Raw genomic sequence first — 14,941 nt, 5'->3', positions numbered from 1 at the left:
ATGTCGTTCGACGAGGAATGGTCCGCCGCCCGGGCCACCGCCTCCATGCGGCTCAACCAGGCCCCCGCCGGAGCCGGCAGCGCGGGCCGCCCGGACCTGGAGCTCAACCAGGACCATATCGGCGCCGTCGGCTCCGAAGCGCACAAGCTCCACTCGCGGCTCCAGACCGACGGCAAGCACGCCGCCACCGCCACCGCGGAGGCGGCCGGCGCGCTGACGAGGGAGGGTTTCGCGAGCGGTGCCGCCCTGGCGAGGGCCGGCACGCGCTGGGAGAGCCAGGTGAAGACCCTCGTCGCCGCCTGCGCCCAGATCTCCAACGGCCTGAACTACTCGCTCGCGTCACACAGCAGGGACGAGCAGCAGCTCTACGCCGCGTTCACGACATCCAAGATCGACGAGTACCTCAGGTAGGCGGCGCCCGTGGTGACGTACGAGAACGTGCTGAACGCCCCACTGGACAGGCTCCAGACGGCGGCCGGCGACTGGCAGGCGATGGCGGGCAAGCTGGGGGAGCTGGCCGAGGCCGCCCGCAACGGCATGAAGGCCAAGTCCGACAAGGCCGAGTGGAGCGGGGTCACGGCCGGCGTGGCACGGCCGTTCGTGAACAAGACGGCCAAGGAGTTCGAGGACGCCGCGAAGGCGGCCAAGGGCGTCCACCAGGCGCTCACCCAGGCGCACGCCGCCTTCAAGGCCTCGCGCGACCGGCTCAAGCGGCTCTCCGAGGTGGACGTGCCCGCCGCCGGATTCCGTGTCGACGGGAAGGGCAAGGTGCACGCCGCGCCGCTCACCACGGACGCGGAGCGCAACGCGGCCCGGCACGACCCCGACTACCAGGAAGCCCTCCGCGTCAACCTGCCGCGCTGGCAGGCGATGATCGACGCGGCGGTCGACGCCTGTGACGACACCGACCGGTCCCTCGCCCGCCTGCTCGACGCCAACGTCAGCGCGGACCACGACTTCACCGCGCCGAAGTACGCCGGACTCTCCGCCGAGCAGGCCGGCCACGCGGTCGCTCTCGCGAGCAGGGGCCGCCGCCTCTCACACACCGAACTGGTCGAACTCAACGAGCTGTTGGCGGACAACGCCAAAGTCCCCGAATTCGCCACCCGGTTCTACGCGGGACTCGGCCCCAAGGGCGCCCTCGAATTCTTCGGGCACATGGCGACCGACACCCACGCCTGGGGCCGGCTCGACGAACAGCGGCTCAAGGACGTCCAGGAACTCCAGAAGAACCTGGGCTTCAACCTCGCCACAGCCACCAGTTCCACGACCGAACCGCACCTGCCCGACAGCTACGCCCAGGAACTCCGCAGGCTCGGGACCCAGCACGTTCCGCTGGCGAAGTACGACCAGAACCCGCCGTACGGCTACCAGCTGCTCGGCGGCATCATGCGGTACGGGAACTACGACCCCAAGTTCCTGGTCCCCATCGCCGAGCACGCCACTCAAATCCATGCGAAGGACCCCGACTTCTTCAACGGGACCCGGCAGCTGAACACGCTCGGGAAGAACCTGCTCAATCCGTCCGGGACCAACGGAGCCGGATACGACCCGGTGGTCAGCTTCCTGGAGGCACTGGGACACAGCCCGGACGCGGCGAAGGTGTTCTTCGACCCGGAGCGCCCGCCGCAGGCATACCACCAGGACGGCACGGCGAAGCCGGGGCCGGCGGACCTCGGAAAGGGCGCCGACAAACAGCCGGTCAAGAGCTACCTCGACTTCTTCGCCCACGAGAAGTACGACTTCACCATCGACATGGAGGGCAGGGACCCCGCCGAACTCGACAAGATCAGGCAGTACATGCCGGACGCCCTGGGCCACGCCCTGGAAGCGGCGACGCTCGGCCACGCCTGGGACGATCCGTCACCGAAGCTGGAACGCGACGACACCTCGGCGCGCATCATGAAGGAAGTCGCCCTCAAGTACGGCGGCGACGCGGGCCTGCTCAACTCCCACGAAGCGCTCGCGGACAGCCTCGGCACCATGACCGCCGGCTACGTCGACGACATCAACCAGGCGCTCGCCGGCAACGACCCCCGTTCCCCCTTCGCCCCGAAGAACGGCGAGGACGGGCACATGGAGCTCGAACGCGGCGAAGCCCGGAAGCTGCTCAGCGCGCTCGGCCAGCACCCCGACGCCTACGCCACCGTCTCCACGGCCGAGCGGGTCTACACGACGTCGGTACTGGAGGCCCAGGTCGGCCCGGACGGCCGCGTGGACCGGGGAGCCGCACGGGAGGCGGCCCGGGTGGGCGCGGAGGTCCAGGGCATGCTCGACCAGTCGCGGGCCAACCAGGTCACGGAACACCAGGTGAAGAGGGACGAGGCCTACGACAAGGCGCTGAAGGAGCGCGGCGCGTGGATCGAGTTCGGCGCGGGAGCGACGGTCGCCGCCGGAGTCGCCTTCCTGCCGGCGACGGCCGCCGTGGGCGCGGCCGCCATCCTGGTCCCCCTCGCCGTGGAGACCGGCGGCGGGGCCCTGGAGAAGATGGCCGGGCAGGTGGTCGGAGACTGGTCCGAGGCGGCGCAGAAGCAGCACGAGGACGACGAGGAAAAGCGGCTTCGGCAGCAGGTCAACGCGATCTTCAGGTCGGGCCAGGACATGATGCTCGGGCCTTCCCAGCAGTTCATCGAGCACCACCACCTCAAGGACGGTGACGACGACCTCGCCGAGTCCATGGTGCAGGCCGCTCTGATCGGCTACGGGGTGGGCTCCGACAGAGAGGTCCAGCATGGGCACGACCCCGAGTAGCGCTCGCAGGCGGTCGGCGTGGTTCGGGGCCGTGTTCGCGGTGACGTGGGTCACCGCCTGTGGCTGGGTGGGCGATGGGTCACCGGAGGACGAGGCACCCGAGCGGGTCGTGGCGGCCGATATCTGCCACGGGCTGTTCAGAGGCCGGGCGGAGCACGCGCTCCGGACGGCCCTGCGGGCGGAGGACTTCTCGCATTCCACGGACCTGGACAGCGTGCCTGCGGCCGCTGACCTGCTGAGCCGGGAGCCTCCGGTCTCGTCTGGGGCTCGGGAGCGCCGGATCTGCACCGTATACGTGCACGAAGAGACCAGGATCGCCGAACTGACCGTGGGCGCGGAACGGGCGACGCCGGCGATCGCGGACGCGCTCCACCGCAGTGAGGGAGCGACGACGTACCGGCTGGGACGTACCGCTTGGGCGAACGAGAACAAGGGCGTCGTCTACGTCGACTGCCTCACCCCCCGCCTGCGCGGCGAGCGCCCCGCCGTTCTCGCGGTCAGTGCGTGGAACCGGACCTTTCCGTCCGGGGACGTCGCCGCGTACCGGGACGCGCACCTGTACCTCGCCCACGCGGCCGCGGTGGCGTTCGTCAGGGAGCTCGGCTGCCAGGGTGACGCGGGACTTCCGGACCGGCTGCCGGACCGGCTGGCCGCCCTGGAGGACCCGGGCCGGTAGCCGCCCGGGCCGGTAGTCGCCCCGGCCAGCGGCGTCCGGACATGCTGAAGGCCGTCCAGGGGACCTCCCGCCTCTGGACGGCCTTCAGTAGAAGCCGTGACCGGAATCGAACCGGCGTAACTCGCTTTGCAGGCGAGTCCCTCAACCACTCGGGCACACGGCTGTGGGGTGGTGCGTGGTGTTTCTCGGTGCTGGTGACGACCGTACGGGGGCTGCCGCGGGCGGGGGAAGGCCGGCGCGGGGGACGCAATACGACTGCCATGCCGCGTTCACAGACCTAGGTCGCCGGGCCGAGGCGGGATCCGCCTAATTGACAGGGTCACTCGCGGGCTACGCACCTTACTCTGGGGCGATGAGCGCCCTTGAACCCCGCGTGCCGAGCGGGCCCGAGACCACCGTGCCCGTGCACGAGCCGTCGCCGCCGCAGTCGCCGCCGGGCGGGATCCTGGAGCCGGCGTACCGGGCGCTCAGCATCGGGATGATCTCGGTGATCTTCCTGATCGCGTTCGAGGCCACCGCCGTGGCGACGGCCATGCCCGTCGCCGCGCGGGAGCTGGACGGGGTGGCGCTCTACGCCTTCGCGTTCTCCGCGTACTTCACCACCAGCCTGTTCGGCATGGTCCTGTCCGGGCAGTGGTCCGACCGGCAGGGCCCGCTGCGGCCGCTCGCCGTCGGGATCGGGGCCTTCGCCGCGGGCCTGGTGTGCTCGGGGACCGCCGGGGTCATGTGGCTGTTCGTGCTCGGGCGGGCCGTGCAGGGCTTCGGCGGCGGGCTGGTCATCGTCGCCCTCTACGTGGTGGTCAGCCGGGCGTACGAGGAGCGGCTGCGGCCCGCGATCATGGCCGCGTTCGCCGCGAGCTGGGTGGTGCCGTCGATCGTCGGCCCCCTGGCCGCCGGTACGGTCACCGAGCACCTCGGCTGGCGGTGGGTGTTCCTCGGGATACCCGCGCTCGTCATCGCCCCCCTCGTCATCGCGCTGCCCGCGATACGCCGTACCGCGTCCGGTCCCGTCGACACGGGCAAGGCGCCGGCCGCCTTCGACGGGCGGCGGATCCGGCTCGCCCTCGGCATCTCGGCGGGTGCGGGGCTGCTCCAGTACGCCGCCCAGGACCTGCGGTGGCTGTCGCTGCTGCCCGGCCTCGCGGGTGCGGCCCTGCTGGTGCCGGCCGTGCTCGGGCTGCTGCCGCGCGGGACGTACCTGGCGCGGCGCGGGCTGCCGGCCGTCGTGCTGTTGCGCGGGGTCGCGGCGGGGTCGTTCATCGCCGCGGAGAGCTTCGTGCCGCTGATGCTGGTCACCCAGCGGGGCCTGAGCCCGACCCTGGCCGGGTTCTCGCTCGCGCTGGGCGGGGTGACCTGGGCGGCCGGCTCGTGGGTGCAGTCCAAGGGCAGGACGGCGCCCTACCGCGAGCGGCTGATGGTGATCGGCATGGTGCTGGTGGCCGTGGCGATCGCGGGGGCGCCGGCGGTGCTCGTGGAGTCCGTGCCCGTGTGGACGCTCGCCCTCGCGTGGGGCGTGGGCTGCCTCGGGATGGGCCTCGTCATCGGGTCGACGAGCGTGCTGCTGCTGAAGCTGTCGCCGCCGCACGAGGCGGGCACGAACTCCGCCGCGCTCCAGATCTCGGACGCCCTGGCGAACGTGGTCCTGCTCGCCGCGGGCGGCGCCGCCTTCGCCGCGCTCGGCGGGGGAGCGGTCGGCGCCGGTCACGCCGTCGCGGGGGGCGCCTCGCATCCGGCCGCCTTCGTGGTGGTCTTCCTGCCGATGGCGGCCGTCGCCCTCGTCGGCGTCTGGGTGGCGACCCGCCTCGAACCGGCCCCGGCCCCGGCCACCGACTCCGCGCCCGCGTCCGGGCCCGCCGAAAAGTGAAGGTGCCGGTCCGGGGCGCGGAGTAGGTTCGCCGCATGAACCAGCTGATCATCACGCTGTCCGACACCGAGCGGGACGGGCTCGCCGATCTCGCCGACGCCTGCGGGCGGACGCCCGAGGAGCTCGCGCTGGACGCGGTACGGGCCCACCTGGCCGGTGAGCGGGAGCGGGTCGGGGCCGAGGCCGCCCGGCTGGCGGGCGCGCACGCGCCGCTGCTGCGGAGGCTGGGGCAGTGAGCGCCGTCCGCCACCTCACCCTCACCGAGGTCCTCGACCTGGCCCGGCACGCCTGCCTGGCCCAGGACCAGTCCGTCGAGCTGCGTGCGCCCGGCCTGCTGGAGTCGGCGGTGCACCGGCCGCGGGCCCGGATGTTCGGGACCCCGGCCTACGAGGACGCGTACGAGCAGGCGGCCGCGCTGCTCCACGGCATCGCGACGAACCACCCCCTGGTCGACGGGAACAAGCGGACCGCGTGGCTCGCCGCCGCGACCTTCCTCGCCGTGAACGGGGTGGACCTCGCGGGCGCCGATCAGGAGGCCGCGTACGGGCTGGTCATCGACGTCGCGGCCGGTCACGTCTCCGATGTCGCCGCGATCGCCCGGCGGTTGCGCGATTTGTGACGCGTACACGGCGGGCCGGAAGGCGTCCCGTGTGACGCTCGCCGCACCCGCCGAGGTCACGGGCCTGTCCCTCCGCGAGGGGCGGGCCCGGGCCGGTAGGGTGGCCCGGTTGTCCTACGTACGACCGCGGATGACCGCGTTACGACCGCGACCCGCGACCGAGACGAACCGGAGACCGTGACTACTACCGCCTCCCACCACCTCTCACCCGCCTTCCCCGGCCGCGCGCCGTGGGGCACCGCCAGCAAGCTGCGTGCCTGGCAGGAGGGTGCCCTGAACCGGTACCTGGAGAAGCAGCCGCGTGACTTCCTCGCGGTCGCGACCCCCGGCGCCGGCAAGACGACCTTCGCGCTGACCCTGGCCTCCTGGCTGCTGCACCACCACGTGGTGCAGCAGGTGACCGTGGTCGCGCCGACCGAGCACCTGAAGAAGCAGTGGGCCGAAGCCGCCGCCCGGATAGGCATCCGCCTGGACCCGGAGTACTCGGCCGGGCCGCTGAGCAAGGACTACCACGGCATCGCCGTGACCTACGCGGGCGTCGGCGTGCGCCCGATGCTGCACCGCAACCGCTGCGAGCAGCGCAAGACCCTGGTGATCCTCGACGAGATCCACCACGCGGGCGACTCCAAGTCCTGGGGCGAGGCCTGCCTGGAGGCCTTCGACCCGGCGACCCGCCGCCTGGCCCTGACCGGTACGCCGTTCCGGTCCGACACGAACCCGATCCCCTTCGTCACGTACGAGGAGGGCAACGACGGGATCCGCCGGTCCTCGGCCGACTACACCTACGGCTACGGCAACGCCCTCGGCGACGGCGTCGTCCGGCCCGTGATCTTCCTGTCCTACAGCGGGAACATGCGCTGGCGGACGAAGGCGGGCGACGAGATCGCCGCCCGGCTCGGCGAGCCCATGACCAAGGACGCCATCTCCCAGGCCTGGCGCACGGCGCTCGACGCCCGCGGCGACTGGATGCCGAACGTGCTGCGCGCCGCCGACCAGCGCCTGACGGAGGTCAGGAAGGGCATCCCCGACGCGGGCGGCCTGGTGATCGCCTCCGACCAGGACTCGGCGCGCGCGTACGCCAAGCTGATCCGCGAGATCACGGGGACGAAGGCGACCCTGGTGCTCTCCGACGACACCGGCGCCTCCAAGAACATCGACACCTTCAGCGGGAACGACGACCGCTGGATGGTCGCGGTCCGCATGGTGTCCGAGGGCGTCGACGTCCCGCGCCTCGCGGTCGGCGTGTACGCGACGACGATCTCGACGCCGCTGTTCTTCGCGCAGGCCGTCGGGCGCTTCGTGCGATCGCGCAGGCGCGGCGAGACCGCGTCCGTGTTCCTTCCGACGATCCCCTACCTCCTCGGCTTCGCCAACGAGATGGAGGTCGAGCGCGACCACGTCCTCGACAAGCCGAAGAAGCAGGGCGAGGAGGACCCGTACGCCGAGTCCGAGAAGGAGATGGACGAGGCGAACAAGCTGGAGGACGAGGACCTCGCCGAGGACGAGCAGATGTCGTTCGAGGCGCTGGAGTCCGACGCGGTCTTCGACCGGGTCCTCTACGACGGCGCCGAGTTCGGCATGCAGGCCCACCCCGGCAGCGAGGAGGAGCAGGACTACCTCGGCATCCCCGGGCTGCTGGAGCCGGACCAGGTGCAGATGCTGCTCCAGAAGCGGCAGTCGCGGCAGATCGCGCACAGCCGGCGCAAGCCGGACGCGGAGGCGGACCTGCTGGAGCTGCCGGCCGACCGGCGGCCGGTGGTCTCCCACAAGGAGCTGCTGGAACTGCGCAAGTCGCTGAACACGATGGTCGGCGCGTACGTCCACCAGAGCGGCAAGCCGCACGGGGTGATCCACACCGAGCTGCGCCGGGTGTGCGGCGGTCCGCCGAGCGCGGAGGCGACGGCGGGGCAGCTGCGGGAGCGGATCAAGAAGGTCCAGGAGTGGGCCACGCGGATGCGGTAGCCGCCGCCGTCACCGTTGCGGTGGGAGAACGTGGAGCGGGGTCCGTGCGCGGTGCGCACGGACCCCGTTCTCGTGGTGCCTACCGCTTACGCGGTGGTACGGCGACGACGGCCGGTGCCGGCGACCAGGGCCGCACCCATGGCGAGCGCGACGCCGGCGCCACCGAGGGCCCAGCTGGTGGCCGCGTCGGTACCGGTCTCGGCGAGCTCGCCGCCCGCGTTGACGGTGCCACCGTTGTTGGTGGTGCCGCCGTTGTTGCTGTTGTCGACGATCGGCGTGGTGGAGGTACCGCCGTTCGGCTTGGTGCCGGTGTTGCCGCCGCCGTTGCCGGCGGAGACGATCTTCGACTCGGCCCAGACGGTCTCGGACCAGACGTCCTCGTCCACGTTGCTGCCGCCGGCCGCCGCGATGGCGATGTCGCCCTTGGGGGCGCCGGTGCCGAACTTCACGCGGACGTCGAGCTTGATCTTGCCCGCCGGGATCTGCAGGTCGTCGGTCAGCAGCGCGACCGGGGTGCCACCGTCGTCGATGATCTCGACCGAGTGCCAGGTGCCGTTCCAGAAGACCTGGACCTGGACGTCCTTGCCCTTGAGCTTGCCGGCCTGGTCGGCGACGGCGAGGACGAGCACGTAGCTCTCCTGCGGCTTGTTCTTCGAGTTGTCGACCGCGACGGAGAACTTCGTCCAGGTGCCGGCCTTGAAGGTGGCCGGGACGTCCTTGAGCTCCAGGACGGGGCCGGTCGCGGCCAGGTCCTCGTCCTCCAGGTCCAGCTCGGCCTCGTCGGCGACGGGCTTGGCGTCCGGGGTGGCCGGAGCCGGCTTGGCGTCCGGCGTGGCCGGGACGACCGGCGGGACGACGGGCGGCGCGACCGGCACGACGGGCGCGACCGGCACGACGGCCGGGGTCTCGGCCGGGGCCTCGACGGCCTTCTCGGCCGGAGCCTCGGCGGCGGGCTTCGCCGCGGCGGGGGCCTCGGCGGCCGGGGCCTCCGGGGCCGGGGCCGCGTCCGGCGTGGTGACGGCGGTCGGCTGGGCCTCGTCGGCCATCGCCGGCGTCGCCATGAGGACGGTCGGACCCACCACGGCGGCGGCGGCCACGACGGCCATGCGCTTCAGGTTCACTGTTGCTTCTCTCCCCTAAGTGAGCTCAAGGCCTGTGGCCCGCCCACCCCCAACATCTTTTTGAACGTGATCAGAGTAATGGCCGTGTAAAGCGGTTTTCGGCGGATGATCATTACGAATTGATACATGCGTGCGGAGTAAACGACGCAAATCGGCGGTAGGCGCCCGGATTCTGGACGAGGCCTTCCGCTGAGCGGACCCGCTCGCTACTGTCCCCGCATCGAACGCCCCGTGGCAGCGCCGCCGCGGGAGCGCAGCCGGTGCCATGGCCGCTACCGGCGGCCTCTCCGTGCGTCGCCGAGGGACCGGCAGCGCTCCACCCCGTGAGAGTCACCGCCGCCCACCGAAAGAGGGAGAGGCGTCGTGACCGCGGAAACCTCCCAGACTCTCGACCGAGGGCTCAGGGTCCTCAAGCTGCTCGCCGACACCGACCACGGTCTGACTGTCACCGAGCTCTCCAACCGGCTCGGTGTGAACCGAACCGTCGTCTACCGCCTGCTCGCCACCCTCGAACAGCACGCCCTGGTCCGCCGCGACCTCGGTGGCCGCGCCCGCGTCGGGCTCGGCGTGCTGCGCCTGGGACGTCAGGTCCACCCCCTCGTACGCGAGGCGGCCCTGCCCGCCCTCAGGTCGCTCGCCGAGGACATAGGCGCCACCGCGCACCTGACCCTCGTCGACGGCACCGAGGCGCTGGCCGTGGCCGTCGTCGAGCCGACCTGGACCGACTACCACGTCGCCTACCGGGCCGGCTTCCGCCACCCGCTGGACCGCGGTGCGGCCGGGCGGGCCATCCTGGCCGCCCGTCAGGGCGCGCTCATCGAGCCCGGATACACCCTCACGCACGGCGAGCTCGAAGCGGGCGCCAGCGGCGCGGCCGCCCCGCTCGTCGGCATCACCGGCCTGGAGGGCAGCGTCGGCGTCGTCATGCTGGCCGACGCCGTGCCGGAGCGCGTGGGCCCGCGCGTGGTCGACGCCGCCCGCGAGGTCGCCGACGCCCTCCGCTGAGCCGTACGCCACACCGGCCGCGACACCCGGTCAGCCGGAGCCGGGCCCCCGTACGCGGGGGCCCGGCTCGGCCGTGCCGGGACCCGTGAGTCCGGCCCCGGCTCCGCCGTGCCGGGCCCGGGCGCGGGGTGCGGGCGGGCCGGGTCGGTAGATTGGCCGGGTGCTCTCACGCCTCACACGTCTGCCGCGCCCCGCCGCCCTCGCCGTCTGCGCCGCGCCCGTCCTCGGGCTGTTCGCCGTCGCGGCCCTCGCGCCGCTGCCCTTCGTGGTCGCCGTACCCGGGCCCACGGCCGACGTGCTGGGCTCCGACCAGGGCAAGCCCGTCATCTCGGTCAGCGGCGCCCCGGTCCGCGAAACCAAAGGTCAGCTGCGCATGACCACCATCCGGGCCACCGGCCCGTCCTCGACGATGAGGCTGCACGAGCTCGTCGAGTACTGGTTCAGGACCGACCAGGCGGTGATGCCCCGGGAGGCGGTGTACCCCTCGGGCGGAAGCGACAAGGAGATCGAGGAGCACAACCTGGAGGAGATGACCAAGTCCCAGTCGGCCGCCGCCCAGGCCGCACTCGGCTTCCTCCACAAGGACCCGAAGGACGTGAAGGTCGAGCTCAACCTCGCCGACGTCGGCGGCCCGAGCGCCGGACTCCTCTTCTCCCTCGGCATCGTCGACAAGCTCGACGGCGACGGCAGCGGCGCGGACCTCACCGGCGGCCGCAGCATCGCCGGTACGGGCACCATCGACGCGGCCGGGAAGGTCGGGGCGGTCGGCGGGGTGGGCCTGAAGACCCAGGCCGCCAAGCGCGACGGGGCGAGCGTGTTCCTCGTACCGGCGGCGGAGTGTTCCGACGCCCAGGCGGACCTGCCCGAGGGGCTGCGGCTGATCCCCGTCACTTCGCTGACGGACGCCGTGAACGCGCTGCGGGGACTGAACCGGAACGAGAAGGTTCCGTCCTGCTGATCCCCGCCGGATCGCGGTCGAGGCCGCGCCAGGACGGGAAGAGCAGGGGCGACAGGGTGGTCAGCACGTAGGTGCCGCCGAAGAGGAGCAGGGCCGTCGTCACGCCGAAACCGTCGACGAGCAGGCCCGCGGCGAGCCCGCCCATCGGCATGGCCAGTTCGGAGCCGGCCGTGCTCACGCCGGCGACCCGGCTGCGCAGTTCGTCGGGCACCTTCTCGTAGAGGACCGTGGTCAGGATCGGGTTGAGCACGCCCGCGCCCAGGCCGGCCAGGGCCATGGTCACCGCGAGCGGCAGCGGGGTGTCGGTGAAGGCGGCGACCACGTACCGGGTGCCGCCGGAGACCAGGAAGGCCGCCGCGAACACCGTCCGGCGGGGGAAGCGCTCGCCCCACGCCCCGTAGAGCAGGGCCCCCAGCAGCGCGGAGCCGCCGAAGAGGGACACCATGAGGCCGAGGGCGGTGGGGCCGCCGAGGGCCTCGTCGCCGTGGACCGGGAGCAGCACCGAGGACCAGCCCTGGTCCAGCCCGTTGGTCACCATCACCATGAGGGTGATGCCCGCCAGCAGTCGCGAGCGGGCCAGGAAGCCCCAGCCTTCGGCCAGTTCGGCCCGGTACGAGGCGAACGAGACCTTCTCGGCGGTGCGTTGGGGCTCGGCGGCCGGGACTCCGCGCAGGAAGGCGGTGACCAGCAGCGCGGAGGCGGCGAAGGTGGCCGCGTCCACCAGCAGGACGGTCTCGGCGCCGAAGGCGGCGATCAGCAGGCCGGCCACGGCGGCGCCGGCCATCCGGGCCCCGCGCGAGACGGCGTCGTAGAGGCTCGCCGCGCGGGGGACGCTGGTACCGGCGTGTTCGGCGAGGCTGGGGAGCAGGACGTGGCGGGCGGTCAGGCCCGGGGTGTGCACGAGGCCGCTGACGGCCATCAGCGCGCACAGCATCCAGAACTCCAGCAGGTCCGCGTGGTGCAGCAGCGGGACCGCGCCGACGGACAGGGCGCAGACGAGGTCGGAGGCGGCGGAGACCCGGCGGCGGCCGATCCGGTCGATGACGGGGCCGCCGACGAGCGCGGCGACCACGACGGGCAGGGTGGCGCAGAAGGCGACGATCCCGGCCCGGCCGGCGCTTCCCGTGGTCTGGAGCACGAACCACGGGACGCCGATCAGGGTGAGCGAACTTCCGGCGGTGGAGATCGTGTTGGCGGCCAGGACGGCCGCGAAGGGCCGTCGGTTCACGCGGTGTGCTGCCGGACGCGGGTGTGGACGTGGGCCGGCTGCATCAGCCGGATCCCGGCGGCCACCAGGGCCTCGCCGAGCCGGTTGCGCAGGGCGGGCACTGCGGGGGCGGCGGCGGGGGCCGCGTCGTGGGCGAGGCGCCAGGCGTCGGCCTCGGCGGTCAGTTCGGCGGCGCGGGCGGCGTGGGTCAGGGCGTGGTCGAAGGCGTGCACGGCAGGAACTCCTTCTGGGGAGGGCGGGACCGGGGGAGGGGCGGGACCGGGGCGGGGCGAGGGCGGGGGCGGGTTACGAGGGGTCGCGGCGCGGGAGCGTGTGCGAGTGGATCCGGACCGTCTCCGCGCCCTCGGCGGGCGGCAGGTCCCGGTAGCTGTTGATCACCTCGTGCACCTTGTGGATCAGGTCGAGGGTCTGCTCGGGCGTCAGGCGCAGCGTGAAGTCGCTGAGGTCCGAGGCGGTGCGCCATTCCTTGGTCCAGTTGTGGGCGTCGCCGATCCAGGTGTTCGCCTCCTGGGCGTGGATCGTGGCGATCTCGTGCAGGAAGGCGTCGGCGGCGCCCCGCGTCTCGGGGTTGTCGTCGTACATCAGCGTCTCGTCGAAGCGGGTGCCGTCGTGGGAGGCCTTCCACCAGCGCTCGCGGCCCTTGCCGTGTTCGGGCGCGTCCTCGACGAACCCGTGCGCGGCGAGCTGCCGCAGGTGGTAGCTGGTGGCCCCGCTGGACTCCCCGAGGCGCTCCGCCAGTTGGGAGGCGGTGGCCGGCCCGTTCAGCCGCAGCGCCGCGAGCATGCGCATCCGCAGGGGGTGGGCGAGGCCGCGCAGGGAGCGGGCGTCCAGGGTGCGGACGGTGGGCTGCGGCGGCTGCTGCGGGTCTTCCGCGTTCTTTTCGGGCATGGCTCAACCATAGAGTTGCAAAGGCATCTCTGCAAGGAGTTCTTTGCAAAGGGTTCTTTGGAACTCCGGGTTCCGGATCGGGCGGCCCTCAGTCGTCTGCCGCCGCCTGCTCCACCAGCGGGATGATCCGCAGCGGTACCGGGTTCTCCATCACGATCGCCGTCGAGGCCCGCACGATCCCCTCGAAGCCGACGACCCGGTCGATCACCCGCTGGAGGTCGGCGTTGGAGCGGGCCACGAGCCGGCACAGCATGTCCCCGTGCCCCGTGGTCGTGTGCAGCTCCAGCACCTCCGGCACCCCGTCCAGGTGGGCCCGTACGTCCGAGCCCTGCCCCTGCTTGATCTCCAGCGTGGCGAAGGCCGTCACCGGATAGCCGAGGGCCGCCGGATCGACCTGCGGGCCGAAGCCGCGGATGACGCCGTTCGACTGGAGCCGGTCCAGGCGCGCCTGCGCCGTGCCGCGCGCCACCCCGAGCCGGCGCGAGGCCTCCAGTACGCCGATCCGCGGCTCGCGGGCGAGCAGGACGATGAGCCGGCCGTCGAGCTCGTCGATTCCCATGGGGTTCCTCCCGGCGCTCCGGAGCTGGTCATACTGCACAGATCTTTCAGTCATCCTGGGGCTGCGCTGGGCATGTTGTACAGCGGAAATGGAAACTATTGCGCAGCTTGTGGAAGGGCGGGACTCTGCGCTCATGACTGAGTCTCTGGCGAACCTCGAAATCACCCCGCACACCGCGCGTGAGGCAGACCCCTTCCCGGTGAAGGGCATGGACGCGGTCGTCTTCGCCGTCGGCAACGCCAAGCAGGCCGCGCACTACTACTCGACCGCATTCGGCATGAAGCTCGTGGCCTACTCCGGACCGGAGAACGGCAGCCGCGAGACCGCCAGCTACGTCCTCACCAACGGTTCGGCGCGCTTCGTCCTGACCTCGGTCATCAAGCCGAGCACGGATCACGGCCGCTTCCTGGCCGAGCACGTCGCCGAGCACGGCGACGGGGTCGTCGACCTCGCCATCGAGGTCCCGGACGTCCGCGCCGCGTACGAGTACGCCGTCGCGCAGGGCGCCCGCGGCCTGGACGAGCCGTACGAGGTCAAGGACGAGCACGGCACGGTCGTCCTCGCCGCGATCGCGACGTACGGCCAGACCCGCCACACGCTCGTCGAGCGCGGCGACTACACCGGCCCCTACCTGCCGGGCTACGTCGCCGTCGAGCCGATGGTCGCCGCGCCCGCCAAGCGGACCTTCCAGGCCATCGACCACTGCGTCGGCAACGTGGAACTCGGCCGCATGAACGAGTGGGTCGCGTTCTACAACAAGGTCATGGGCTTCACGAACATGAAGGAGTTCGTGGGCGACGACATCGCGACCGAGTACTCGGCGCTGATGTCCAAGGTCGTCGCGGACGGCACCAAGAAGGTCAAGTTCCCGATCAACGAGCCGGCGATCGCGAAGAAGAAGTCGCAGATCGACGAGTACCTGGAGTTCTACGGCGGCCCCGGCGTCCAGCACATCGCCCTCGCCTCGAACGACATCGTCGCGACCGTGCGCACCATGCGCGCGGCGGGCGTCCAGTTCCTGTCCGTCCCGGACAGCTACTACGACACCCTCGGCGAGTGGGTCGGCGACACCCGCGTGCCGATCGACGAGCTGCGCGAGCTGAAGATCCTGGCCGACCGCGACGAGGACGGCTACCTGCTGCAGATCTTCACCAAGCCGGTGCAGGACCGCCCGACGGTCTTCTTCGAGATCATCGAGCGCCACGGCTCGATGGGCTTCGGCAAGGGCAACTTCAAGGCCCTGTTCGAGGCGATCGAGCGCGAGCAGGAGAAGCGCGGCAACCTGTAGGCGACCGCGTACGGCGCGCCCG

At 72.0% G+C, this 14,941-nt stretch carries 15 protein-coding genes and 1 tRNA gene; 10 read left to right on the top strand and 6 right to left on the bottom strand.

The features are described 5' to 3' along the window. From AC07B0_RS27165 to AC07B0_RS27155, 3 genes are all read left to right on the top strand, one after another. On the top strand, positions 1-411 hold the full coding sequence (locus AC07B0_RS27165) for a hypothetical protein (protein WP_469381290.1): 411 nt from the start codon (positions 1-3) through the stop codon (positions 409-411). A gap of 9 nt (positions 412-420) precedes the next feature. After that, entirely contained in the window at positions 421-2,751 is a 2,331-nt protein-coding gene (locus tag AC07B0_RS27160; protein WP_469381288.1) for a hypothetical protein, read from the top strand. A gap of 295 nt (positions 2,752-3,046) precedes the next feature. Continuing rightward, on the top strand, positions 3,047-3,427 hold the full coding sequence (locus AC07B0_RS27155) for a hypothetical protein (RefSeq protein WP_469381286.1): 381 nt from the start codon (positions 3,047-3,049) through the stop codon (positions 3,425-3,427). A 91-nt stretch (positions 3,428-3,518) separates the two neighbouring features. Here AC07B0_RS27155 and AC07B0_RS27150 read toward each other — a convergent pair. Next, positions 3,519-3,590 (bottom strand) — tRNA-Cys (locus AC07B0_RS27150). Between the two features lie 189 nt (positions 3,591-3,779). Between AC07B0_RS27150 and AC07B0_RS27145 the strand changes: the two genes are divergently transcribed. The 4 genes from AC07B0_RS27145 (at position 3,780) to AC07B0_RS27130 (ending at position 7,872) form a co-directional block, all read left to right on the top strand. After that, positions 3,780-5,291, top strand: coding sequence for an MFS transporter (locus AC07B0_RS27145; RefSeq protein ID WP_478899091.1), 1,512 nt, complete (start codon positions 3,780-3,782; stop codon positions 5,289-5,291). Positions 5,292-5,326: 35 nt separating this feature from the next. Then, a complete protein-coding gene (locus tag AC07B0_RS27140) occupies positions 5,327-5,527 on the top strand; it encodes a hypothetical protein (RefSeq protein ID WP_467294060.1) in 201 nt (66 codons plus the stop codon). Continuing rightward, positions 5,524-5,910, top strand: a complete 387-nt coding sequence (locus tag AC07B0_RS27135) for a type II toxin-antitoxin system death-on-curing family toxin (protein ID WP_469381282.1) — start codon at positions 5,524-5,526, stop codon at positions 5,908-5,910. The genes AC07B0_RS27140 and AC07B0_RS27135 overlap by 4 nt, the downstream gene beginning before the upstream one ends. A 177-nt stretch (positions 5,911-6,087) precedes the next feature. After that, positions 6,088-7,872 carry a DEAD/DEAH box helicase gene (locus AC07B0_RS27130; protein WP_281209574.1) on the top strand — a complete coding sequence of 595 codons (1,785 nt, stop codon included), beginning with the start codon at positions 6,088-6,090 and terminating at the stop codon, positions 7,870-7,872. Between the two features lie 86 nt (positions 7,873-7,958). Here AC07B0_RS27130 and AC07B0_RS27125 read toward each other — a convergent pair whose 3' ends face one another. Beyond that, entirely contained in the window at positions 7,959-8,993 is a 1,035-nt protein-coding gene (locus AC07B0_RS27125; RefSeq protein WP_478899090.1) for a hypothetical protein, read from the bottom strand. A 363-nt stretch (positions 8,994-9,356) separates the two neighbouring features. Here AC07B0_RS27125 and AC07B0_RS27120 point away from each other — a divergent pair, with 363 nt between their 5' ends. Together AC07B0_RS27120 and AC07B0_RS27115 are read left to right on the top strand one after the other, a co-directional pair. Further along, entirely contained in the window at positions 9,357-9,998 is a 642-nt protein-coding gene (locus AC07B0_RS27120) for an IclR family transcriptional regulator (protein ID WP_069920456.1), read from the top strand. A 160-nt stretch (positions 9,999-10,158) separates the two neighbouring features. Next, complete coding sequence (locus tag AC07B0_RS27115) at positions 10,159-10,956, top strand: S16 family serine protease (protein ID WP_356875281.1); 798 nt, start codon at positions 10,159-10,161, stop codon at positions 10,954-10,956. Here AC07B0_RS27115 and AC07B0_RS27110 read toward each other — a convergent pair. The 4 genes from AC07B0_RS27110 to AC07B0_RS27095 form a co-directional block, all read right to left on the bottom strand. Then, positions 10,886-12,184, bottom strand: a complete 1,299-nt coding sequence (locus AC07B0_RS27110) for an MFS transporter (RefSeq protein ID WP_478899089.1) — start codon at positions 12,182-12,184, stop codon at positions 10,886-10,888. The genes AC07B0_RS27115 and AC07B0_RS27110 overlap by 71 nt on opposite strands. Beyond that, on the bottom strand, positions 12,181-12,396 hold the full coding sequence (locus AC07B0_RS27105) for a hypothetical protein (protein WP_469381278.1): 216 nt from the start codon (positions 12,394-12,396) through the stop codon (positions 12,181-12,183). Before AC07B0_RS27105 ends, AC07B0_RS27110 begins: the two co-directional genes overlap by 4 nt. A gap of 73 nt (positions 12,397-12,469) precedes the next feature. After that, positions 12,470-13,072: an ArsR/SmtB family transcription factor gene (locus tag AC07B0_RS27100; RefSeq protein ID WP_478899088.1), complete on the bottom strand. Its 603-nt coding sequence runs from the start codon at positions 13,070-13,072 to the stop codon at positions 12,470-12,472. A gap of 88 nt (positions 13,073-13,160) precedes the next feature. After that, entirely contained in the window at positions 13,161-13,631 is a 471-nt protein-coding gene (locus AC07B0_RS27095; protein ID WP_356875289.1) for an Lrp/AsnC family transcriptional regulator, read from the bottom strand. A gap of 133 nt (positions 13,632-13,764) precedes the next feature. On the opposite strand from AC07B0_RS27095, the gene hppD reads away from it, so the two are divergent. Then, on the top strand, positions 13,765-14,919 hold the full coding sequence (gene hppD / locus AC07B0_RS27090) for a 4-hydroxyphenylpyruvate dioxygenase (protein ID WP_356875291.1): 1,155 nt from the start codon (positions 13,765-13,767) through the stop codon (positions 14,917-14,919). Positions 14,920-14,941: the final 22 nt, after the last annotated feature.

The sequence above is a fragment of the Streptomyces sp. NPDC044704 genome (assembly GCF_056433525.1).
This window is presented reverse-complemented; position numbering and strand designations above follow the sequence as displayed.

What these genes read in the sequence shown, in the direction of transcription:
- AC07B0_RS27165 (WP_469381290.1), top strand. Translation starts at nt 1, where the DNA reads ATGTCGTTCGACGAGGAATGGTCCGCCGCCCGGGCCACCGCCTCCATG.
- AC07B0_RS27145 (WP_478899091.1), top strand. Translation starts at nt 3,780, where the DNA reads ATGAGCGCCCTTGAACCCCGCGTGCCGAGCGGGCCCGAGACCACCGTG.
- AC07B0_RS27140 (WP_467294060.1), top strand. Translation starts at nt 5,327, where the DNA reads ATGAACCAGCTGATCATCACGCTGTCCGACACCGAGCGGGACGGGCTC.
- AC07B0_RS27100 (WP_478899088.1), bottom strand. Translation starts at nt 13,072, where the DNA reads ATGCCCGAAAAGAACGCGGAAGACCCGCAGCAGCCGCCGCAGCCCACC.
- AC07B0_RS27095 (WP_356875289.1), bottom strand. Translation starts at nt 13,631, where the DNA reads ATGGGAATCGACGAGCTCGACGGCCGGCTCATCGTCCTGCTCGCCCGC.
- hppD (WP_356875291.1), top strand. Translation starts at nt 13,765, where the DNA reads ATGACTGAGTCTCTGGCGAACCTCGAAATCACCCCGCACACCGCGCGT.